The 24,408-nt window shown below is 41.6% G+C and carries 17 protein-coding genes; 4 read left to right on the top strand and 13 right to left on the bottom strand.

All coding sequences use genetic code 11. The features are described 5' to 3' along the window. The first annotated feature begins 1 nt into the window (after nt 1). On the top strand, nt 2-430 hold the full coding sequence (locus KSMBR1_RS02575; RefSeq protein WP_172953465.1) for a hypothetical protein: 429 nt from the start codon (nt 2-4) through the stop codon (nt 428-430). A 434-nt stretch (nt 431-864) separates the two neighbouring features. Here the strand turns inward: KSMBR1_RS02575 and KSMBR1_RS02570 are convergent, their stop codons facing one another. Continuing rightward, nucleotides 865-3,132, bottom strand: a complete 2,268-nt coding sequence (locus KSMBR1_RS02570; RefSeq protein WP_099323926.1) for an IS4 family transposase — start codon at nt 3,130-3,132, stop codon at nt 865-867. Between the two features lie 482 nt (nt 3,133-3,614). On the opposite strand from KSMBR1_RS02570, the gene KSMBR1_RS02565 reads away from it, so the two are divergent. Beyond that, complete coding sequence (locus tag KSMBR1_RS02565) at nt 3,615-4,631, top strand: IS110 family RNA-guided transposase (protein WP_099323925.1); 1,017 nt, start codon at nt 3,615-3,617, stop codon at nt 4,629-4,631. A gap of 723 nt (nt 4,632-5,354) precedes the next feature. On the opposite strand, the gene KSMBR1_RS02560 is transcribed toward KSMBR1_RS02565, so the two are convergent. Beyond that, entirely contained in the window at nt 5,355-6,578 is a 1,224-nt protein-coding gene (locus KSMBR1_RS02560; RefSeq protein ID WP_157820330.1) for an outer membrane beta-barrel protein, read from the bottom strand. A gap of 901 nt (nt 6,579-7,479) precedes the next feature. Between KSMBR1_RS02560 and KSMBR1_RS20645 the strand changes: the two genes are divergently transcribed. Further along, on the top strand, nt 7,480-9,036 hold the full coding sequence (locus KSMBR1_RS20645) for a hypothetical protein (protein ID WP_099323647.1): 1,557 nt from the start codon (nt 7,480-7,482) through the stop codon (nt 9,034-9,036). Here the strand turns inward: KSMBR1_RS20645 and KSMBR1_RS02545 are convergent. From KSMBR1_RS02545 to KSMBR1_RS02500, 11 genes are all read right to left on the bottom strand, one after another. Then, nucleotides 8,943-12,896 (bottom strand): tetratricopeptide repeat protein, encoded by a 3,954-nt coding sequence (locus tag KSMBR1_RS02545; protein ID WP_099323921.1) that lies wholly within the window; start codon nt 12,894-12,896, stop codon nt 8,943-8,945. The two genes, KSMBR1_RS20645 and KSMBR1_RS02545, sit on opposite strands and share 94 nt — an antisense overlap. A 283-nt stretch (nt 12,897-13,179) precedes the next feature. Continuing rightward, nucleotides 13,180-13,350 carry a GIY-YIG nuclease family protein gene (locus tag KSMBR1_RS22285; protein WP_169702845.1) on the bottom strand — a complete coding sequence of 57 codons (171 nt, stop codon included), beginning with the start codon at nt 13,348-13,350 and terminating at the stop codon, nt 13,180-13,182. 564 nt (nt 13,351-13,914) lie between these two features. After that, complete coding sequence (locus KSMBR1_RS02535; protein WP_169702846.1) at nt 13,915-15,144, bottom strand: sulfatase family protein; 1,230 nt, start codon at nt 15,142-15,144, stop codon at nt 13,915-13,917. Nucleotides 15,145-15,632: 488 nt separating this feature from the next. Then, a complete protein-coding gene (locus KSMBR1_RS02530) occupies nt 15,633-16,187 on the bottom strand; it encodes a class I SAM-dependent methyltransferase (RefSeq protein WP_157820329.1) in 555 nt (184 codons plus the stop codon). 36 nt (nt 16,188-16,223) lie between these two features. Continuing rightward, nucleotides 16,224-16,358: a hypothetical protein gene (locus tag KSMBR1_RS22595; RefSeq protein WP_261341077.1), complete on the bottom strand. Its 135-nt coding sequence runs from the start codon at nt 16,356-16,358 to the stop codon at nt 16,224-16,226. 70 nt (nt 16,359-16,428) lie between these two features. After that, the gene (locus tag KSMBR1_RS02525; protein WP_099323917.1) at nt 16,429-17,178 is read right to left on the bottom strand and encodes a hypothetical protein; all 750 of its coding nucleotides are present in this window, start codon (nt 17,176-17,178) and stop codon (nt 16,429-16,431) included. Next, on the bottom strand, nt 17,171-17,986 hold the full coding sequence (locus KSMBR1_RS02520; RefSeq protein ID WP_099323916.1) for a hypothetical protein: 816 nt from the start codon (nt 17,984-17,986) through the stop codon (nt 17,171-17,173). Before KSMBR1_RS02520 ends, KSMBR1_RS02525 begins: the two co-directional genes overlap by 8 nt. After that, the gene (locus KSMBR1_RS02515; protein WP_099323915.1) at nt 17,986-18,639 is read right to left on the bottom strand and encodes a hypothetical protein; all 654 of its coding nucleotides are present in this window, start codon (nt 18,637-18,639) and stop codon (nt 17,986-17,988) included. Before KSMBR1_RS02515 ends, KSMBR1_RS02520 begins: the two co-directional genes overlap by 1 nt. Nucleotides 18,640-18,703: 64 nt before the next feature. Continuing rightward, entirely contained in the window at nt 18,704-18,910 is a 207-nt protein-coding gene (locus KSMBR1_RS02510; protein WP_099323914.1) for a hypothetical protein, read from the bottom strand. Nucleotides 18,911-19,787: 877 nt separating this feature from the next. Then, nucleotides 19,788-21,152, bottom strand: a complete 1,365-nt coding sequence (locus KSMBR1_RS02505) for a DUF6754 domain-containing protein (protein WP_099323913.1) — start codon at nt 21,150-21,152, stop codon at nt 19,788-19,790. Between the two features lie 638 nt (nt 21,153-21,790). After that, nucleotides 21,791-23,572, bottom strand: a complete 1,782-nt coding sequence (locus tag KSMBR1_RS02500) for an SLC13 family permease (protein WP_099323912.1) — start codon at nt 23,570-23,572, stop codon at nt 21,791-21,793. Between the two features lie 403 nt (nt 23,573-23,975). Here KSMBR1_RS02500 and KSMBR1_RS20640 point away from each other — a divergent pair, with 403 nt between their 5' ends. Continuing rightward, nucleotides 23,976-24,374, top strand: coding sequence for a hypothetical protein (locus KSMBR1_RS20640; protein WP_157820328.1), 399 nt, complete (start codon nt 23,976-23,978; stop codon nt 24,372-24,374). Nucleotides 24,375-24,408 lie beyond the last annotated feature (34 nt).

Below are 24,408 nucleotides of genomic sequence, written 5' to 3'. Positions count from 1 at the left end.
AGTGGCTTTTTTTGTATGGTTTGTTTTTTTCGTTTGTGTTTCATTTAATATACTAAATGCCCAAGAGATTTCAAGGAGCGATTTGTTATATAAAAATGTTAAGAGTGATACATTTGTTCCTCTTTTTCGGGCTTTCAAAAATGGTGATGTTGATGCAATAAAAGAGTACATTTCTGACGATGTGTATGAAAAAAATAAAGTCTTATTAGAACAAAACAAGGAATATCCAAATTTTCTTAGAAATTTCTATCGTGATGCTATATTCCAGGTAAGAAAAATTGTGAAATCGGAGGAAATGGTATTCGTTGATACGAGAGTTCGCTTTCCTGACGGATATCAAGGTGTTACAAAAGTTCAACTCAAAGAAGGGAAAAGTAAAACAGGAGATACTATTTGGAAAGTTATAAACTTCGTGGACAATTCTCAATAATGTCTCGTCAACTCTCAAGTGCCTGATAGAGACAAGATAGTTTTATCCCGGCCTTTTCGGTGATGAATTGCCAATTAGCCTTCATGGCGGGTTCAAGTTTGCAACTTGAACTCCACGTTTTATATTGGTATCTGACACTGCTAGCAGGAAGGATTTCGCCATTAAATACATAGCGCAGCAAAACTGCAACCAAAAAATGTTTAACCACCATGAGAACACGTAGCACAAAGGGCACGAAGAAAAACTTACAAAAAAAGAAGTTTTTACAAGGTAATACTATAGAGCGCTATTTGCCAAATAAACTAAGGGTTCATCAGGTTACAAACCAATGTCATTAAGTTAAACAAACGGCCGCAAAAGTCCCCCTTAATAAAGCTAATCTTTACCCACAAATTTCAAGAGCACCGTAGTTGTACGGCCAATTGAGCTGAAGGCTAAGTGGTGTAAAGTTCGTAAGCAACTTCAATATCAGCCAAACGTGACATGCCTCGCCAAAGTACTTCACTTCCGGGATGGCCATCACCACGGCGACCCAGATGACCGCCAAGTTTACCTAAAAGCCGCACGGCATCATTGAGGCTTGGAGGTAAATCAGGAGGCTCCTTGACCTTGTTCGCAAAAGTTGTCAATGCTTTCCATTCAGAATCGCTGAAGTAGACAGTACAAGGGACATCAGGTGTTTCTTGTCCTAAAGTAGTCAGGTAATGGATACGCCAAGCTATAATCATATCAATGGCCAAAGCGTTGCACAGACGACGAGCACTCTCCAACTGCCGGGCCTCGACACGACAACCGCTCTTGATAATACGATGATAACACTCAATACCCCATCGGCGAGCATACCATTCCAAACGTTCGTAAGCATCTTTTTCTTGCTTAACCGCAACTGTGGTTAACAGCATCCATTCTAACCCATCAATTCCGATAGGCGGATTGACTTCCTGCGCCAGCACCGCCCACACCCTGACCGCAGGCATATTCTTTTTTAGCATAGGTGGGCACAGCGTAACAGGCATCGTTCGTACCATAAGTATTGCCTGACGTGCGGAGCGTTTCTCACTCGGAGGTATCAATATTTCGCGGGTACCTATAACCGGTTGCTGTTCCAGTTTAGTCCACAAAAACTCGCATGATTCTTTATCATCAACAACCTTTCTATTGCGCGAACGTTCTGCGCGGATCAGCAACTGAGCGCCATCAGGCGTATTATACTGCTCAGCGAATACCTCGTGAATATCGGCCTCACGATCTGCCACAACCACCAGTAAAGATTTGTTTCGACAGCGTTTCTGTACTTGCGATACTGCATGGTAACTCTCCACCCATTTCCAGCTTTCCTTCTCTTCGATAGGCTTCTTGTGTCGTTCATGTTTGCTGCCTATTCCGTCCCGCGCCCAGCATTGCACATTCAGAAGTCCCAAGGGTGTACCACTTTCAGTAAACGCCATCGTATCATGCACCATCAGTCCACGAACTTTTTCACTCTTAGTACCTATCGGTCCTAACCCCTGCGTATTCGGATGTGTGCTATAATTCAGAGTCGTAGTATCTTGCGCTACCAAAACCAAACTATTCTCCTTCACACGCTCTTCCGTGGCCTCATAATGAGCTTGCAATATCGCCTTCCAATCTACATTCTCATTGTCAAGGAATCGGTATGCAGCCTTAGTCGCACTGACTGAGCCGCACGCCTGCGGAATGTTTGCCAAAGGTTTGTCATAAAACATACCTGTCATTTCTAAAAGTCTTGATGTCAATCGTGCATCGCCCAATTTTGTTCCTCCAAGTTCCGCCTCTATCCAATCCCGAGGCTCTTTTTGTGCCACTCTTTGGCGAACATGTACTTTGCCATCGGCACAACAACACAACACCGCCTGCCATTTCTTTTGCAACGGCATAACATAAACGTCTTTGACCGTTGCACCTGTTCCTTTTCGCCCTCGACCTTCCGTGCCTCCTACATACTTCCAGTTAGCTGCCCGATAACAGCTTCCGGAAAACCGTCCTCGTTCCACATAGGTTTCTAAAAGTACAGGACGATATTTATACACTCTTTCCCAATCATCTACCAAACGTGTTTGGCATTTTGCCAATACATGCGATGCCAAACATTTTACTCTTACCGTAGGCGCTATTAAATACCTACTGTTATTGATAACAAACGTATGATTCCGCTTACGTGCTTCCTCAGTCCATCCTATCCACTCGTCGCGACTTTCCACCCGTCTGGCACAGGCACTATAACTTAGCCCTCCTATCCATCCGTAATGTTCACTGCGTACAAGATACCTAAGTTGCGCCCCGCATAGGGGCCCACTTCCAAGATAATGATGCGCTTCTAACATGCTACGCCAAAGTTTCGAATTGATTCTCGTTGTAACCCGTATAATCTCTACGTCCCCCAACTCCGCTAGCTCGCATGACACTTCCGCAATCGGAGGCGCCTCCGCAGGTTTATTGACTTTTTGAAATGCATAATGCCTGTTAACCTTTGGAAGATTGATCTCTTTACGACGATCCAATTCCAACAACGCCTTGCGACAACTCATCTCTTGCAAACGGCCCGCTTGATTCCTCCAGTCCATCCATTCACATACCAGACGCGACAGTTTACGACGCGATAGGCACGGTTCCTTTTGGATAGTTTCTGATAAACGCTTTATTACATCATCTGAAAATATTCGACCTCCTACTCTATGCATGTACACAGTGTAACATACGGTTAACACGGTGTCCAGCAAAAAATATGGGTCATCCCCAGTTTATTAAGGGAGGAAAAGGGGGGTTGTTTTTGATCAAATAATTCATAGCACCTTAGTTATTTGAAAAATCCAAGGGGACATAAAAAACAATGTAGCCCCTTTAGGGGCGGTCTGTTTGTAGCGCAATAAAATTCAACAGGTAAATAGCTCCGTAGGAGCGGCCTGTATATGATTGACAGGAAGACAGGCCGCTCCTGACGGAGTATGGTATCCTATCTACAAACAGGTTGCTCCTACGGAGCTTATCGGTAATACGTTTTTTTAAAAAACCAAAGTGTTACAATAATTCTTAACTTAATGACATTGGGTTACAAACCTGATAATCATATAGAAGGCACCTCCGAGCGCACTCTTCATGGTAAAATGGAGGATACCGTGAAAGGCGATTGTTAAATAATAACAAAGTAAGGAGGGAGCGAGCAATGGGATATTTCGTAGGAATAGATTTACATGGTGATAATAATTATATTGGAATACTCGATGAGGAGGATCGGAAGGTATTCAAGAGGAGAAACCGTAATGACATCAATGAAATAAAGCGCGTATTAGAGCCATACAAAAAAGAAATAAAGGGTATAGTAGTAGAATCGACCTTTAACTGGTACTGGATAGTGGATGGTCTGATGGAGGCAGGCTATCAGGTACACCTGGCAAATACATCGGCAATGCAGCAGTATGAGGGATTAAAGTACATTGACGACACGAGGGATTCGTTTTGGTTGGCAAAGATGTTACGGTTAAAGATATTACCAGAGGGATATATTTATCCCAAAGAGACGCGGTCAGTGAGGGATTTACTGAGGAAGCGGATGATGTTGGTACAACAAAGGACAGCGCATATATTGAGTATGCAAACGATGGTAAACCGTAACAAAGGAGTACCGATAAGCGGTGATACGATAAAGAAGCTGAGTAACGAAGAGGTAATGGGGATGTTCAGCGACGTGCATTTGACCATGTCAGCACAGTGCGATCACGAGGTAATAGAGGTATTAAATAAGCAGATATACAAGATAGAGAAAGCGGTATTAAAGGAGGTGAAGCTAAAGAAGCCGTATAAGAAATTGCTCAAGGTGCCAGGGATAGGCGAAATCCTGGCAATGACGATAATGCTGGAGACTGGGAACATAGAGCGATTTAGTGATGTGGGGATGTATTCATCTTATTGCAGATGCGTATCGGCAAAAAAATTATCGAATGGTAAGAGCAAAGGGAAAGGAAACCGTAAGAACGGGAATAAATACCTTGCGTGGGCGTATGTGGAGGCAGCGCATTTTCACGTAAGATTTTGCGAAAAGGGAAGGAAATGGCATCAGAGGAAGGCGTCAAAGAGCCATGTAGTTCTGGCAACGAAAGCCTTGAGCAATAAGCTGGCCAGGGCATGTTATTACATAATAAAGGAGCAAGTAAACTACGACGAGAAAAAAATGTTTGGGTAGCAAGCAGATTAGGTGGTGCAAGGAACCGGTTGCGGGTTAGGTAACCAATCCATGAAACCTGATTGGAAGTTGTTCCACCTTTTATTATGAGTTGTGCCGGTAAAGGAATCGGCGAAAAAGAATATTCCATTCTGATCTGCCCATACCATGAGCCGTGAGGTTTTGGCCGTAGAGCCGAATATTCTGTGAATAACGATTGGACACTGGTATGGAACCGATGGTTTTCTGGGACAGAAGATAAGTCAGGGGCGGTGAGAAAGTCTTTCACAAAGCCTTGATCCCGATGGGTGAATGGTGCGGATGAGAACGATACCAAAACAATTGCGAAATACCACGGGCGTAGATAAACGTGAACGGTATAGTCATTTTCGTAAACAGCAGTAAGAGCGATTCCGTACTTGGAGGGGTATTCAAAACGTGAAAATGTAGATATTTTTGCGACCGGAGATATTTTGTCCTTGACAAAAGCCTTCTAATGAGTGAACCTGTCTGGGTTAATATTGTAGCTACTATATTTATTCGGGAAAGACTTTAATATAAAATTGGAATTATTTCGCACCTATTCCAAAAAATACAACCAGTGTAGCTTTTAAAAGAATTTCATAATCGGGCAAAAATAACCACTAATTGTAAATATACTATAAATCAAGCCTCATCCATTCGTTGAAATCTTTTATATTGCCTCTTCCATATGCCTACCAGGATAGGCGCCAGTTTATCATCTCAAAACCCCGCGGTTAATCCCAGGAATATGGTATTTTTTGAATATTCGGCAGTTTCAGAATTAGAACCTAATTGTGAATAAGTGTATGCCAAACTTCCCTTTAAGTTTCTGCTAATATCGTAGTTTAGTGAGGAATTTACCCCCAACAGTCTTTGTTCAAAGGACGAGGAAACATATTCACCCTCACCATAAAAAATTGATAAGGAACAAACAAGTCTTTCTAACATTTGTCTTGTTAAAGAAGCGGAAGTACGCCAGTTATTAAAGATGTCCGCAAAGTAAGGGCTTGTTGTATATTTTTTGTCAAACGAAAGTCTTGCACGAGTCCTTTCGTCTACGATATATGTCAGCGATGTCTTAACAAAGGGTTTGGTGAGGTTTTCGTCGTCAAAAGAATCGATAAAATCTACCCCCGTTCCCCCATCAAAAAAAAGTTTTTTTGTTATATATTGTCTTATGCCAGGTCCGATGGTGTGTATTGTGGCATCCTGGTCATTTTCAAATTGTACACTGGTGAAGTCGTATGAAAACAAAAAAATAGTTTTGGTGGGACGAAACAAATAACTTAGACCCATGCCTGGTTTATTTAGAAAAGAATTTGACCTGTTTGATCCCGGAAATATGTTTATCTCGTTGGCGTATTTTACAAAGAGAGAAATCTGTTTGGCAATATCGTTTGAGTAATTTATGTCAAACTTGTTCTGAAAAAATTCAAATCGTCCCCTTGACCTCCCAAATTGCTGCGAGGTAAAACCTTCTTCATCCGAGGAGGGCGCTTCGATGTGTGTAAGGACATTTTTCAGGTTTATGCGGTCACGTTTTGAAAACTCATTTTTGAAATTTAAATTTATGTGTTGGGTGATATTATTGAAATTAGAATTTTTTGTAAAGGCCTGATAGCCAATGTCACCGGTTAGTTCAAATGTCCTGGTTTTCCCTTCGTAATTTACCCCTAGCCCGAGTCGGGCATTTGTGATGAAGTCTTCCTTTTCATTCTTGTTGGCATATGTAATGTTGTCATCAAATGTTTCTTTAACTGAAACCTCTGTAATCTTTATATCGAATCCTTTGTATTTATAGGAAAGAGCATCAAGGAACCGGGTGATAGTGAGATCTAATCTATCATTATCGAAGGCGTAAATGCTTGAAAGGGAAGCGGGAAAAATAACTGCCCAAAGGCATACGATTAATATAGTTTTTAAATGTCTTGTCAGGTTATTCACTGTAATCCCGTATAGGTGCGTAATTTTTGTCATATCCAAAACATTTATTTAGTATCATTAAACCGCAATTGCTTTGTTACAGTTGTTAGTTGTTCTCTTAGAGAGCAAAACGGTGACATCACTCAGGGAAGTACAATATATATGAAAAGTATGATAGATTATCTTGCTAATCTTATGGAATTTGAATCGTAAGGCTCTGTAATTCCACCTGCAACAGGATGAGATAGTGGATGTTGCGCAAAGTTATAGTAGAAGTCGATATATAGTAAGTATCTTAACAAAATGGATTGCCAAATTATACAAAATGTAATCAGATTTGCAATTTTAAAATTTAAAATTATCTAACGAATTGTGCATTTGCAATTACTTAGTAACGTCAGTAAATCGGTAAAATGGCTATCCATTCTTATTAGGCTATTACGTAATCCTGACAGAGTTCCAAACTCTGTCAGGGTTAAAATCAGCTACTCTCCGATAAAGAGAAATACTGCCAAAAGCATTATAGAAATATTGTAACACTTTAGTCTTTTGAAAAACGTATGCCCTATAAGCTCCGTCAGGAGCGGCCTGTCTTCCTGTCAATTCTATACAGGCCGCTCCTACGGAGCTATTTACCATGGTGGAATTTTATTGCGCTACAAACAGATCGCCCATAACGGGGCTACATGAGCTACATTGTTTTTGTGTCTCCCTAAATTTCTCAAAAAACAAAAGTGTTACGAAATGTTTAATTTTAAATTTTGAATTACCGGTAATTCAAAATTTAAAAATTTCTATTATCTAAGTCCACTAAATTCCTAGCGCGGCCTTTGGCCGCAACCAAAAAGGTGATTTTTAGTTTATTATAAAGTATAGTAGTATCCTCGTAAATAGTAATCAGACAATTTGGAGGACACTACTTATGAATAAGTTGATGGAATTATATCGAGACAGGATCGTGGGTGCAATAAGCGGTCTGGACAGGATTCGTTTTCGCGGGACATTGCGGTGGTTGGCCAGTGAGCGTGGGATGGGAACATTCATGAACCAAGCGAGAATTCTGCTTAAGGATTTTTCCGGTTGGGTCAATGGGCTTACGGCACAGGTGCGAGACAGTTGTGAATCGCGGGCGAAAGATTTGGGTATCGAGGTGCGGTATTTGATGAGCAGCGGTGTTGATAAGGAGAAGTTGGCTCGCCAGATCGCGGCGGATAAGAGGATTACGGAAGGTTCCATCTGCCTGTTGAGTGTGGTAGAGCCTTGTATTGCGCCGATGGTCAAGGGCAACAAGGCCAGCAAGAAGCTCGAGTTGGTAATGGCGCCCCGCAAGTGTGTCTTTGTGTATCATTATTTTAACGATCCAGTGTTTGGTTTTGGTCATGTTCGTATCCAGAGTTGGGCGCCGTTTAATATTTTCATTTGTCTCAATGGTCGTCATTGGCTGGAGCGGCAACTTCAGAAGCAAGGTATTGATTATGTTAAGGACGGCAACTGTTTTGTGCGTATAGAGGATATTGCGGCTGCGCAGGTTCTGCTCCATGAGCAGCTTAAGACTGACTGGGCGAAGCTGCTGAACGGGCTTGCGTTGGGCAGTTGCCCGGCATTGTCGCAGATTCTTCGTCCGTTGGAACCGGAGTATTACTGGTCTGCGGATGAGACGGAGTGGGCGACGGACATCATGTTTAAATCGGTTGAGGCATTGGAGGAGTTGTTTCCATCGTTTGTTCATCATGCGATGCGGGTTTGCGACAGTTCTTCGGTGATGAAGTATTTGGGTAGGCGTAACCTTGCAGGCGCTGCCCCTGATGAGGTTATCAGCGACTATCGAAGACGCTATGAAGGTATACGGGTCAAGCACAGTGTGAATTATAATTCAGTGAAGATGTATAACAAGAGCGGTAGTCTCTTGCGTATTGAGACAACGATCAATAATACGCGGGACTTTAAGGTCTTTCGGAGTCCCAATGATGATGAAGGCAAACCGGCGTCATGGCAGAAGATGCGTAAGGGCGTAAGCGATCTTCATCGACGGTGTGAGGTGAGCCAACAATGCAATGATCGTTATGGGGATGCTTTGGCGGCGGCTCAGGTAGAGGAGAAACTGAAAGAAGTGGTGAGCAGCGCTTGTAACAAGGTTGTCAAAGAGGGCAAGAGGTATCGAGGTTTGAATCCCTGGCAGCAGGATGATTACCAGATGCTGATGTTCCTGTCCAAAGGCGAAAACGCGATAAATGGATTCCGCAACCATGATTTGCGTAAGTGGCTTTACCGGGAATCCGAACAATCCGGCAAGGATCAGCAAAAGAAATATTCCGGACGAACGACCCGACGGATAAAGATGCTGCGGGCACACGGTCTAATCCGCAAAGTTCCGAGGGCCAACCGCTATGTTTTGACGGAGAAAGGCCAGAAGTTCTCTTGTTCACTGATGACCGCTTCAGCCCTTGATATTAAAGCACTTACGGAAATGGCGGCATGAAAAACACGCATAAAAAACAAGAAATTGATGGATAGTAGTACGGATAATTTTAAAATCCTCGGATATACAAAAAATTTATACCCAACAGACACGTCATACTCAAAGCCATCGTTCCAGTCATTATACCAGTACTGTTTCCCCTGCGCATATACGTCAACACGTTTATCAATATCCCACATAATCCGCCCGCCGGTATAGTAGCGTGCCCTGTGATTGCTTAATGTGATAAAATTCTCAAGGACATCCTCTCTCCCTGTAAACACGGTAGCATCAAACAATTCGGCTATTTGATAATGTATGCCTGTTTCAAATTGAACCGTTTCTTTATTGTTTTCCGTATAGGTGGACAATTCACCGTTTAAATATATCATAACGCCATTCCGGAAATCTTTGTTCCCCTTAAGCCAAAGATGATCTGCCGTAGATCCGGTATGGTCCAAAAAATTGAATGTGGTATGTCCAAGACCCAACGAAACGTCTGTTGCCTCCATTATCCGTGCCGGCTTGTAATTCGCATCTGTTCTGAACCGTGTTATTTCAAAATTCCCGAACGTATCGCCTGTTCCATCCTGATGGATGTACGTAATTTTTAATCCGGCTGATTGTTTTCTGCGCCATTTCTCTGAATCCGCTGCAAATAGCGCCCGGTTATGTCCCGGTTCATAAACAAGCAGTTTTCTGTACGTATCTTCCGATTTCCGGCTCAAATTGAGCTGCGAATATAATTGCCCCAGATCAAATACCAGCTCCGCATCTTCCGGGTGACGCTCCACTAATTTTTCATAATAAGAAACCGCCGTTCGCTTTCGCCTTAACCAGTTATTTTTCTTTGCCTGCCATTCCCAATAGAGTTCATGATTATCGGGAAAATCTTCGCAGAGTTTTTCATATGCCTCGTTTGCCTCTTCAAGCATCAGCGCCCAGCCGTAAACCCTCGCAATCTCATGACGCACCGCAAGGTCTCCCTGACGTATTTCTCCATATTTTTCATACCACTGCAATCCTTCTACAAACTGCTTCGTCCAGCTATACAATCGCGCCAGCCATTTCACCGTCCGGTAATCGTTTGGGTCAAGCTCATACAGCGCCAAATGCTGTTCTATTGCCGGTGCGTATTCACGATGCGAAGCAAGATGTTTTGCATATTCATAGCGAATGCCCGTATCCTCAGGATACTGTTCTATTGCTTTAAGGTACTGATTCTTTACAAATGCATAACACTTCCCCATTAACCCTTTTTCAAAATATCCCATTCTTGACAAAGTCAGGCGGAAGATGGAAACCTCCTCCTGACGTTCTGTAAGATAGCGCTTTATTTCATTATCAGCAAAAACTTCATCGCCATTCATTAATCGCTCAATAATAACCAATGTTTTCATTGTGACCGTAGCGGCGCTATCTTCAGGGAGCTGCGACAGCTTTGTATTAAAAAATAATACTTCATCCTTTTGCAATCGAATCATACTCTCGAAATAACGGGGGACGTCTTTCGGCGGCAAACGCAGCATTTGAATTTCATCAAATAATTCGGTTGCCTTTTTTATATTGCCATAGTCCAGCATACATTCCACCATCCCCATTTTATACCGCTCATTGTTCTCTTCTTCATAGAGTCCTGTATAAATGTCGAAAGATTGCTGGTAATTGCCCGCTTTATATTCCGCCCTTGCCAATTGCTGCAGGACGTCTTTGTTTTTATAGTTTGACAATTCACCGGCGATTCTCCATGCTTCAAGAATATGCATTGACAAAATCTTTGTCTGGTCATACAGCGTTTCATCACCGAGGAGCTGTGGTCGTACCATAGCGACGTCTTTTGAATACTCTGATAGTTGTTTGCCCAGTGCCAGTATCGATTCATCGCGATCAGTTAACTGTTTACTTGCATTTTTGAGCAAGACCCTGAGAATCGCCGCGCCGTAATCTTCCGGCAGCATAGTGGATAATAGTTCAATCTCTTTTTCCGCATCTTTGTACTGCCCGATTCTTATCCGGGAGAGAATAGAAAGGGTCAGTATTTTTGCCCTGTCAATTATGTCCTCTTCCGGCGGTTTTTCTAAATAGAGCGCCGCTTTTTCCAAAAGCTGTTCATCTTTTTCCAATCCGTAATAACTCTCTAATTCCACCGTTTCTGCCCGATTTCCTTCTTCTTTTGATACGTCAATTGTTTGCAGGATGGACAAAGACGCTTCATAATTTTTTAACAGGGCGAAGATTTCCGCCCTTGTGAGTTCAATATTTAGTTGCGCCTCCGGATCGGTTTGAAACTGTCCGATTACTTCAAACCCCTTTTCCGGCATTTCCGAGTAAAAATAGTTTAACGCCAACTGTTCCGCCAGGTGAATATCTTTCTTCCTGGTCGCCAATACTTTTTCCAGTAAATGTGTCGCTTCCTCCAGTTTCCCCAATGACATATATTTATCAACTATTGCTGACAAAGACTTGCTCCAGTCCTTTGCATTTGCATCCATTTCATCCCACACCGCCAGCGCTTTTTCAATATTCCCCAATGCAAGAAAGGCATCCACAAAAAAGGGGCGGTCATCATCCGTCATTTCAATCTTTTCGATACCTTGCGGTAAAATGTCCGACAATAATAACCAGTTTTTTGACCATGTTACCGTCTTCAGGTATCCCAGCCAGGCCTTGCCTTCTTCCGGAAACTGTTCTGTTAATTGCTGATATTTTTCTATTGCCTTCTCATAGTTTTTCGACCACGCCTCTATATCTGCACCGAGCAATAATAATTCGAGGGTATTTTTATCATTTGGCACTCCAGCCAGAATGGTCCTCATCTCGTCATAATTCTTTCTTTGCAGAAGAATATTTAGTTTCAACATCAGGAAATCAGCATTAAACGGGTCGGTGTACAGCACCTTATTGCACACTTCGAGGGCTTTGTCAAAATATTCTATTTTTGCCAGAACGCCTGCAATCTCTTTTAACTTAAATCTTTCTGCCACTAATTTATCAAAAATAGAGAGCGCCTCGTCTTTCCTGTCCTGTTCGATATAGCAATATGCAGTGCCAAGATATGCTTCGTTGGCGGTTTCAGTAAATGAAGCGGCAAATTGGAAAAATTCAATTGCCATGTCAAAATTGCCCGCGTGGTAACTTCTCCATGCCTTGCCAATATAATAGTCTCCTTCGTACGTCTGAAAGAATTCCTCAGATGCTTCATCGCTTTCGAGCAATTTCTCTTCCACATCAGAAAGATCCACCCTTCCCGTACCAACCTGCTTCTTCCTCATAATCTCCAAAGATTGTTCATCACCCTTCCTCTTTATTTCAAGCGAAGGAGATGCCTCCAGAATAACCTTTCTGTCCTTTAAGGAGACAATGCCCAAAGACGCCTTTGGGTAGCCGTTTTTTTTAATCGACTCCACATAGGGCAATAAATCATCCTGTCTGGTGGAGTACCCTGCGCAAATAACGTAGATATGATCCCGCTGTTCTAACCACACAGGAAAGGGTACCATGCGTGAAACACGCATGGTATGTTGTTTTGCATCTTCCACTTCTGCAAAACTCGCCGCTTCAACGGTAAATATGTCCGCCTGTTTTGCCATGACGTTGCCGTCTAAGAACCATTGCATAGCGACTAAATCGTGAGGTGCATTGTTAGCCAATAGGTACTTATTTATCCCGGTAAACAGCGCAGGTGTCTCGTTACACCCTTTTTCAAAAATATTTTCAGGGCGATGATAATTATCTGCCCAGTTGGTTTGTACAGAGGCAACGCCATTAAGGGCTAAAATAAGCAGAAAGAAACCGCAATACACTGCTAATAACCGTAAGGAATGCTTTATTCGTGGTGGCTGGAGTTTCCTCCCGTCGTACCTGATATGATGTTTTTTCATGCCTGCAATAATTATTTTCTTTTTTGTATAATCAAAGGCGTTTGGCTCGAAAATAAGACTACAAAAGATAGTTTAAGCACAGGTACCGCAATATGATATGGCTATAAAACCATTTTCATCGTTTCTGGGTGTTGCAAATGAAACATGATGACTGATGACTTATTTTGTCATTACAAGCGGAAGCGGATTAGAAATCCGAGGCTCTATCCATCATACCAAAACCACATGCTTGTCATTACAAGGGTATCAGCTTGTCATTGCGAGGGCTTTTTCCGAAGCAATCTCATAGACCGTCATAGAGATCCTTCCATCCTGCATTCATTCCATTAATTAATGCTATTTTTTTAGCCCTTGAGCCACCCTTAATTTGCTTCTCCCGTGATATGGCGTTTCTTACGTCACGAAATATCTCGTAGTATACTGATTGCTTCGGAAAAGACCCTCGCAATGACAAGTGGAGACCCTCGCAATGACAAGCCGATACCCTAGCAATGACAAGCTGATACCTTTTGGATGGCCCTATACATTTGAACCGGTACAGAAACAGAAATGCCAGATGTTTCCAACTCGAAAGTAAGACTACAAAAAATAGCTTAGGAATTGTCCATAAATAAATCATATAACTGTGGATTCTTCTTATCCGAATGCACTGGAAAATAGCGCACGGCAAATTACTTTGCAATCAAAACTTGTAGGAGTTATTTATGGGCAGGTACTTAAGTACAGATACTACAACACGATATGGTTATAAAACCATTTTCATCGTTTCTGGGTGTTGCAAATGAAACATGATGACTGGTTTTATAATAATAAACACACCTCTAAATCCCCTCTTGATAGATGGGACTTCTCATTTTTCCCTCTAAAAAGAGGGATGGCAGCGTAGCTGACCTATCTGCGTGTAACGCACAGGCAGGCGGGGTGTGTTTTAAGCGGCCGGGTTACCAGGAATTTCCCAAATCGGATTTCTTTGACTATACATGCGTTCACGCCAAAACATACAAATGCATCGCCGTTACTATTTGTTATTGCCGGTTTTTGAAAAGAGTTTTTCTTTCAAATCAAGTGCAATATCCGGGTATTTTTTGGCAACGTTATTTTTTTCTCCAGGGTCGTTTTTCAGGTCATACAGCTCATATGTATCCACATTATTGCCATTTTTGGCAATCAACTTCCATCTCTCCGTCCTTATGCAGCGCAATCTGATATTTCGCAATACTTCGGTGCTTTGATATCCGCCCATAATGGTTTCACAATAGACTATCGATGATTCCCCGCCTTGATCCTTTTCCATTAACGGCAACAGTGAACGTCCCTCTGATGCATTTGTGCTTGCAATACCAAGCATATCAAGAATTGTGGGCATAATATCAATCTGTTGCACGTTTGCGCCGATGCGTTTGTATGTTATTTTTTTCGGCCACAAAATGATGAGCGGTATTCGTATTATTTCATCGTACAGCTTTGCGTTTAACGAAGTCGATGCATGGCCAACAAACCCATGTTCAAACAACTCTTCCCCATGGTCGGAAGTGATGATAATTATTGTATTTTCGTACAATTCCCATTCCTTCAGTTTCGCGGCCAGTATCCCTATAGAATCGTCCAATGGCGGTAACTGGCTATCATACAAAGCAACCGCAAGGCTTTTCTCCTCATCGGTAAAAACAACGGCATCATGCTTGATAACCGACTTCGTTTTTATCAGTGAAACCCCTTCGGATTCGTGCTCAGGTTTCATACCATTAGCTTCAGCAATTTCCTTGCGATAAGAATCCGGGGGATTATAGGGCAAATGCAGTCCGTGATAATGATACCATATAAAAAACGGTTGATCTTTGTAGGCATGTAATAATTTCAACAAATCCCCGACTTCTTTTCCCTCGAATTGCCCTTTTTCCACCGCATCAAAACCCAGGTTCCGGTAATTGGGGATATCAACAAACCTTGGCAGCACGGGCACGGCATATCCGTTTTCCCTGAGAATTTCAGGCAATGTCACTACCTTTGTATCCAGCGAATCTCCCCGGGCTTCCACCTTATGGGTAAACGGATATAAGGAAGTGAATATCGAAATCATCCCGGGCGTAGTCCATGCCGACTGGCTAAATGCATTGATAAACAGCGCCCCTTCTTTTGCAAGGGAATCAATATTCGGAGTCAGGTTTTTAGAATATCCGTAACATCCAAGATGATCAGGCCGGCAGGCGTCAATGGTAAAAAGCAGAATATTAGGTCTATGTTCCATTGCATATGCTTTATTGCAACCGAAATATACTATTACAAATAATGTATAAACAAAACATATTTGTATAGTAGTTTTAATTGTATCATTTAACAAAGGGAACGGTCCGTCAAAATGGAAATCCAACATTGCCTCAGAGAATTAGAGAGAATTAGGGACACACCCCATATTACTTGCTTGATTTGGTGAGAAAATAAGGGATGTGTCCATGCATTTACCACATGGCACAGGCACATTCCCAATCTGGAGCATGGGAACGAGAGAATCTGCAGAATTAAGTATGGTGTCTCCAAAATTAGCCCAAATGGTTTGAGGTAGGGATTAAAAAGAATTGCCGCTAAGTAGTATAATTTTTTTCCGTTCACAAAACTTAAACAACTCAAGCTCGATGCAGTATACTCAACAAAAGCAAGCACCTGTGAAATCCATCGTTTCAATCTCTTCTTATCAGTCCCGAAGCTTTTGCCTCACGAGAGGGCTGGTTCTCAGACTCATTTCTCAAGGCTTTCGCTGGATCTAAAGGCGATCATCGTCCCGTAGATGCCCACGAGTCCGGAAAAATATGATTGTTGTATCGCCCACCAGATGGCCTGCGGAACGCCGTGGTTAGAAGAAAAATCATGAAAAACAACAGTTCCTCCATGTTTCAGAAACGGCATCCACGTCGTAATGTCTTTTCTTGTTGCATCTTCCGAATGGTCGCCGTCAATAAACAAAAGGTCTATTGAATGGAGTGGTTCCCGAAACGACTTTACAGCCTCCAGAGAATCGGCAGCAATCGATTCGACCTTCGATAATAGCTTAAAATGGGCAATATTTTTGTCAAATATTTCCTTCGTGTTGTTTATTTTCAACCGGGACATTCTCTCTTGATACCTCATTCTGGCTGCAGGGTCGCTTGCCTGCCCTTTGAAGTTGTCAATGGCATATAATTTTGCATCCTCACCTTTTAGCCCCGACGCCAGGAGACAGGACGACTCACCAATCCAACTGCCAATCTCAACAATTTTTGCATTTGCCTGGAGATAGTGCCACAGACGAAACAAGAAGGTGCGTTCGGGCAGTGAAGACAGTCCCAGTCCCTAGAAATATTCCGTTATCCGGTAAAAGTCATCCCAGGGATACCGGGGAAACGCTGTTTTTGTTTTAACAATATATTTATTAACTGTTTTTTTCCACTGGTGTTTCTTGATACCCAGCAATGATTTGAACCCCATAGTTTTCCCCTGTTATAAAATGCGCTACTACAAGTACGGGGCATTGTTACGCGCCAGTGCCGCATATTTTTTACTGCAAAACGCCAAGCCAGTCTTTTAGTAAAAATTGAATCCTTCCGATAAGCAGCGATAACCTCCCCATAACAGTGTATCCAAAAGATGCGCCGAAAGAAATCATAAGAAACCATATCCCTATTTTGGAGATTGTCCCAATCGAACCCTTATGTTCTACTGAAAAGATAAAATAAATAAGAACAGAAATAACCCCAAGCAGGATGAGTAATGTGTTAATGCTGGAGAATACGGTTTCTCCTCCGGAAAATACCGGGTGTAGGGAAGGTTTTATTTGTTCAAGGATGAAGGCGGAAATCACCCTTGGGATACTTACGCCCGCACCGAGTCCAACCACAAATGCAAATGTCCAACGGCTTAACCATGATAATCGCCTTGAAAATCTCAGGAGCATAAAGACTCCCAGCATAGATGGAATGATTAATGAATACTGCGGAGCCTTTTCCGCTGCGGCAGAAAACAACGGCACAATAAGCGGGTCATATAAATCGGGTTTTAAAAAATTATACCACGTTATGATTATGGTATAACCCAATGAGACGCCAACATAAAGATTTTCGGTAATCTTAAACGCAGGATTGTCCCGATAAAGGAAGCTGTATATTGCCAGGGTTATCCCCGCCCCTAAAATAATACCAAATCCATCTGAAGAGAAAGGCAGCTTTCCCGATGTCATTAATACAATATTTACAATGATAAACAGGATAATAGAGCCTACAAGGATATAATAATTAGAATCTTTACGCATGCCGTGCCTTTCCGGAGGCAAAATAAATAACATTTCCAAATATGACAAATAAAATGATTATTACGTGCACAACACTTTGCGGCCTCATTCCGCTCACCGCGTTTGCCTCTTTTCCTACCAACGCTTCATATTCTGCCGCACCTTTTAACCCCCCGAGCAATCCTACCAACTGCTTTGACTGGAGAAAAGGATACATATCAGGTCCCATTACGGCCGTACAGCCGGCGCCGAGTTCAAATTTATATTTTTCCTTTCCGTAAACAATCCAAAGTTCTATTGTTGTGCCGGCAGCAAGGTCAAACAATAATTCAATATCCCTCAACGACTCAACTTCCTGCAATATCGGTAAAGTAGAAGTATCATTCCCATAATAGTCCTTTGGAAAGGCGGAATATAAATTCTCTCCCATATTTATAATAAGTGATGCAGAACCGGGTTTAAAGCCGAGAAATACATAATCTTTACCGTTTACTTTCTGATACTGCTCCGCTACGGATACAATTGCCCGCTCTGCCAGACCCGGAGACCCAGGATAATGTGTCATCCCTATAACCTTTAAATTCCTTTGAAAACAGTGATGGAGAAAGGCAATTGCCATTGGTTGCAGTTCTTCCTTTGAAGAAGGGTCATAATCAAATGATATAAGAACATGCGACCCTTCAGGAAGGGATTCCACCTTGTTGTATACTCCCTGAACCGGTATTGAGGCGGGTATTGGCAGTTCAAATCGTAAAATAAGAGAGACAATGACTGCAACCGTAATAATTGCAAAAATGATACGGCGGTCGATATGCAATAATCTTTCCACTAATCCCCTCCGCCAAGATAAGACCGCTCGATGCCAAAAATTATCTTTATTGAAGTAGCAATAGCCCCAAAGCTTACCCCCAGCAGAATACCTCTTTTTGCGGCAAGGTTTGGAACTGCCATGATCCAATCGGCGACTGCCGGTATGTAATGAGAAATATAATTTCCGATGGGAACACGCCCCAGCATAACAACAATTGCTGCAATGAGCAGCACAGCAGACTCTCTTGTACGCGCACGAAAGGTTCTGTATGCAGCAGAAGCAATAAAAAATGCCAGAATGGAAAAAATTGTCGCCCCGGCAGGCACCTGCACATAATAGTATATCCAATCCAGCATCGTCCCATCCTGTTTATTATGCCAGAAAAATTTTCCTCCATTCAGGAGTCCGAATGTAATAGTAATTGCTGCCCCAAAAAAGACAAAGACACTGTATCCCCACCCTTCGACTTTTCTCCTGATCCTTGCCCAATGCAGATGGAATAAGCTGTATGCGCCAATAAACACGGCAAAACCGGCGATAATCCTGTCCCATCGTGTTACAACTTCAAGCAGATTTTGCGAGAGTTTGTGGGGGACGTAATATTGTATTGCCATAAGTACGCCCATAACAAAGGCAATGATAAGTGGAATTGTTCGTTTTAAAAGATTCATAAATAATTGCCTGCTAAAACAAAAGCCGTTCTAAAAAATTACGTTTATTTGTAACAAATAGGTTCTATTGCCTGGTATTTTTATTACTAACAGCCATTGCCCTTTTGCTGATTTCCTCTATTGATGATTCTTCATCCATGCCTTGACGCCATTTTGTATAATCAAATAGTTTTCTTTGAATAAGAGAAATAAAACGATCCGCTTCAACATCACCAAGAGATTCTGTAAGTGCCTTTATTCCCTTTATCCGTATTTCAGTGTCGGTAATCATAATAAAACATCCTTTATAAAACCCAGACTGGCATAGCCAAAACCAAACAAGCACGAGATAAAAAATACAAAATACAAAGCACGAAGCACGAAATACGAAACAAATTCCAAAATACAAAATCCCAATGAAAAAAAACGTAAACAAAAATGCTCGTTCCCAAGCTCCGGCTTGGGAACGCAATGGTATTGGAAGCTCTCGCTTCCATTTAGCAAGAATTATTCGGCTCAAAATAGGACTCCAAATATCTTGATAACATACTGAAAAGTACAAGCTGACATGGGCCCATTATCTTTTCCATTCGAAGCTGGAGCTTCTCAAAACAATCCCGTTTCCAAGCCGGAGCTTGGGAACGAGCGTTTTTTTTCATAGAACGAAAGTGTTACAATACTTTAGTTCTATGAAACCGTAGGGGCGAAGCATTTGCGAGAACGTGCATACATGCGTTTATGCTCAAACATGCAAATGCTTCATCTCTACACACTATGCGGCAAACACTGCTATTATTGGAATTTTTCAAAAAACCAAAATATTATGAAATTTGTAGCACTTTAGTTTTTTGAAAAATGTATTACATATAAGCTCCGTAGGAGCAGCCTGTTTGTAGCAAAATAGAATATTATAAAAGATCGTAGAGACAGGTTTTGAAACCTGTCTCTGCAATTAGGAGCGACCTGTCTCTTGTAAATCCATATTAAACAGGTCTGCCTGAATACGGACAGGCCGCTCCTACGGAGCTATTTACCTTATTGAATTTTATTGCGCTACAAACAGACCGCCCCTGACGGGGCTACATGGTATTTTTTCTATAACGGGAATTTTTCAAAAGACTAAAGTGTTACTAAAATTTATATAATTGTTTTTGATCAAGCAATCCTGATCAAAAAGCCTCAAACAAATGCGTAATAAACGTAAGCCCGAAACTGGCAAGCGCAGTACCTATGAGTAATATAATAATGAGAAGCCCTTTCCCTACATCCTGCGCCCTGAGCGTACCCATAAGCATTGGTTCCCTTGATAAATAAGCGCTTGCAGCGTAAAGTTCTTCTCCTATCAATGTATAGTCACACGTAGTGATAAAAAACGGCAACTGCGTATATGCGTCAGTGCCGGCAATTTGTATTGCCCCTGTGGATGCGCCTGTTTCGGCTAAAAGCAAAGCCTCTGCGTAGAAGTATCCCATAAAAAAATTGGCTGCAGGCCTTTCGCGCGTCATGATACCGCTCACTGCTGCCACATAAGGAAATTGTTCAGCGGCAACGAGGAATACGTTATCCTGATTGTAAGCATCAGGCCTTCCTGCTTCAAGATAAGATTCCTTTACCACTTCCTGACTAACGGACATGACGATCGGGTCACTATTCACCACTTTGAGGGTAGCATCGTAGTCAGCAATTTTGCGGGCAATCCTGCCCAGAATATTGGTGGACGCAATCGTTGATATTGTACCCATTGGCGTCAAGCCATGCACAAAAAGCACCGGTTTACCCATTTCCGTGGCGCGTCCCAGGGCTTCATCAACCGCATCAAGCCCTCCTATCTTCCTCAAAAACATGTCGGGATTCCGTCTGGCATGCAGGATGAAATAGAGGACAATGGCGGAAAAAACAATCATAATAGCAAAATTATTGATCTTTTTCATGTCCAGCCAGTTTCCGCGTGGCGTGGCGAAAGCAATGCTTTCTGAAAAAACCTTTTCCTCCCCTGAAATTACAGCAAGTTTAAAATAAAAATGCTGCCTTTTTCCCAAGGTCTCCTCGTTAAAAACCTTTCGCGGATTTATCTGCACATAGTGATAATTCCCGTTGTCTTCCTTGTAGCCATAAATTTCAGGTACACCTTTTCGATAACAAGTATTTGATTGAATATGCAACGCTTCCCTTTCAAAGGAACCATTTTTTTCTTTATCCGCATAAATTACATAAAAAACATCTGCACAGTCGCTGGGAGAAGCTTCCCATGTGAGTGACACCGTCTCTCCGGCGTCGTTTGGTGTGTCAAAGGCTGAAAACTCTTTTGGAGGAATGAGAAATGAAGGCAACTCCGCATACAGTTCTATAGCGGAAAAAAATGTTGTCAGGCAAATAACTATAAAAACGGAGAGAATATTTTTAATGGTATCTTTCAAGACAGGAAAAGACATACGATAAATGATAGAAAAAAAGAGGCAATCCCGTAGGTTATCAACTGTAATTGTTGTTCCGGCAGAAGAGTGACACTGAAAATTCCCTGCTTTGCCGGGCATTACAAGCTAAGCTGGCATAACCAGAACCAAACAATCACGAAATACGAAACAAATTCAAATGACAAAAAAACCAACGCTACAAACTTTACGGAAACCTCATCTAATCAATGTCTTACGATTATGCATTTTGAAAAACTAGCATTAAAAACAAGAAGTTGATGGATACTAGTACAGATTCCACGCTAGTTTTGTGACTAGCAAGCCACAGCGGTTTCATTATAATTTATGGTAGTTAAAATACAATAGGAAAAAACAAACAGGCATTTGGCAACTTATACACACAGATTCCTTTCGAATTTCAAATCATTTTGTCATTAGAATTTGTTTCGTGTTTTACAATTATCGGAGTTCATAATTAAATATTTTGCCAAAAAAACAAAAAAATATTGATAATGTAACATTACTTTGTTAAAAACCACTGAAACCGTTCATAAAGTGATATATTTTGTATGCCTTTGCGTTCGGCATCCTACTTATTGTATGGTATTAATCAAGGATTTTTCAAAGCATAAATCCTTTTAAATAGAGGGAATTAAGGTTGTTTTGCATATTATTTTAACAAAGTAATGATGTAATAAAATTGTTTTTGGCATGCCGGCAAAAAAACAATTGGCCATCGAACAGTATCGCGGGTTCATTTAAAAATAAAAACAATAGATCAAGGCTATCGCTATTGCCCCAATCCCAAGCTGCAAAGGCGCCCCTATCATCAGATAATCCCTGAATCTGTAACCACCAGGACTATATACCATCAAATTTGTCTGATAACTAATGGGAGTTGCAAAGCTGGCAGAGGCGGCGATCATGATGGCGATGGCAAATCCGCGCTGGTCTACATTGATAGCGGAAGCGGCAGAAACAGCTATCGGAAACAACATTGCAGCCGCCGCATTATTCGTAATGACTAATGTATAAATGCTTGTGAAAAAATAAATGCTTGCCAATACCCCAAGCACGCCAAAATGATCTCCAATCCTGACGATTATATGCGCCAAAACATCCGCAAGGCCGGATTGTTTTACGGCATTTGCAATTCCCAGGGACATTGCAATGATTATAAGCACCCGCCAATCAATCGTCCTTCTGGCTTCACCGGCATTTGCCGTTCTGGTTAAAACCAGAATAATAACCCCTAAACCTGCGGCAGACAAGAGGGGAAGAATATTTGCCACTGTCAAAATAATCATCATAAAAAATACGCCCAAAGAAACATATCCCCTCCACTGAGGTTTAGAAGGCAATGTCTCTGCAACCGCAATGAGATAAAAATCCTTTGAATGGTACCACCTTTTATAAAAATTCTTTCCTGCCAGCAGCAACAGGGTATCACCCGGACGCAAACCAATATCGCCAATTTTTTTTGCAATACGTTCCCCATGCCGGTGTATTGCAATAATAACCGCCTCATACTTAGAACGAAAATCGCTATCACGAACCGTTTTCCCTACTAAGGGAGAACCTCGGGAAACAACGCACTCAAATGTCCTTATTTCCGCTGAATCATATTGTTTGAGATTAAAGTGTGAATCCTTCGTCAACTGCAATCCTGGAATCTTCTGCAATTCCAAAATAGTCTTTGGAATCCCGGTAAAAAACAATCTGTCGTCTAATAGTATTTTTTCATCCGGTTTTGCAGGAGCGATTCTCCGCCCATTTCTCTCAATTTGAAAAAGGAAGAGTCCCTTCAACCTTCTCAGTCCGGCGTTTTCTATGGTCTTTCCTATGTTTTCATATTCCTGTGTAACTTTCAGTTCTATGACAAATTCCCTGGTGTGTTCACCTAATTCAATCAATGGCTCTTTTCTGTTAGGAAGCAAGCGATGGCCTAAAAAACTCATAAATAAAATACCTAAAATGGTGACAGGTATGCCTATCTTTGAAATCTCAAAAAATCCCAATCCTTCCATGCCATAATCAATCATTAACCCATGAATTATCAGATTTGTACTTGTGCCGATAAGCGTACACATCCCACCCAATATCGCGCCATAAGAAAGCGGAATCAGGTATTTAGAGGGAGCGTAATGATGTTTTTCCGTCCACGCACGTATCGTTGGGATAAACATCGCCACAACAGGGGTATTATTTATAAATGCAGAGATGATTGATACGGGGAATAAAAGTCTTAATAATGTATGACTAATACGGGTATTTTCTTTTCCCAATATAATTGGGCTAATTTGCTTTAACATACCGGTGTTGCTTAATGCGCCTGCAATGACAAACAAAAGGGCAATGGTGAGCATGCCGACGTTTGAAAATCCCGCGAACGCCTCCTCTAATGTGATTATTTTTCCCATAAGCAAAAGCAGTAATATAGAAAAAAACAATACTTCCAGCTCTATGATATCAAAGATAAGCAGAATGCTCATGATGATAAGCAATGATAATGTATACCACATTTTAAAATCTAGTGTCATTTATTCGCCTTTATGCACAAAAGTCCTTTTTTGTAAAATTAAGAAAGTATATCTTACAGGTTCGCAAATCACGAAATGTAGAGCGAAGAGTCTCTTTGCTCTACAACAGCAACTTTTAAGAAATCACAATTGGTGAACCAGTAAGGTATAGCATGACAAAGGTTCCGACTTTATCACATACAATTTTGGATTGCAAGCCCCATATAATCAATTAAAAACACATGCCTTTCAAAAACTTACAAGAAAAAGATGTTTTTATTGGCGGGAACTATGGATTTCCACTTGCTGTCACAATTATTTTATAATGTAACAACACCATATTTTAAGCTTGACTTGATGTAGAAAAGTATCTAGCATAACTATCGTGTTTAATAAAAATCTTTTTTTACACTGAATTCATGCCATGTTTCTTCAACATAGTCTGCAAAATAAAAAATTTATCAATACCTCAGTTCTGACGTTCCTTATTCCTTATCTTTTACTGACGCTTACCGTAGGCGGCTTTCATAATAGTAGTTTTGGGGTAAGCGAGTGTGACCATACCCAAGCTCATGTTGTAGAAGAAACAACAGACGCACAAATTAAACATCAGGAAGATGCCGGGCAGCACAACCCTGAAACATGCCAAATATGCCAATGGTTAAAAACATCCTCCCTAACGTGCCAATTTCTTACGTTCGAAACATTTGCCGGCATCACCTCTATCATTTCCGCCCCAACACATTCTGTTCTCACTTCAACCACCATTCATAAACTCACAATACGTCCTCCACCCAATATCCCTGTATTTCTTTTATCATAAAGACAGGCATTTGCGGGTAAAAACCTGAAAAAAT

This window comes from Candidatus Kuenenia stuttgartiensis (genome assembly GCF_900232105.1).
Taxonomy (GTDB): Bacteria; Planctomycetota; Brocadiia; order Brocadiales; family Brocadiaceae; genus Kuenenia; species Kuenenia stuttgartiensis_A.
Note: the sequence above shows the minus strand (reverse complement) of the source record. Positions and strands in the feature narration are given on the sequence as shown.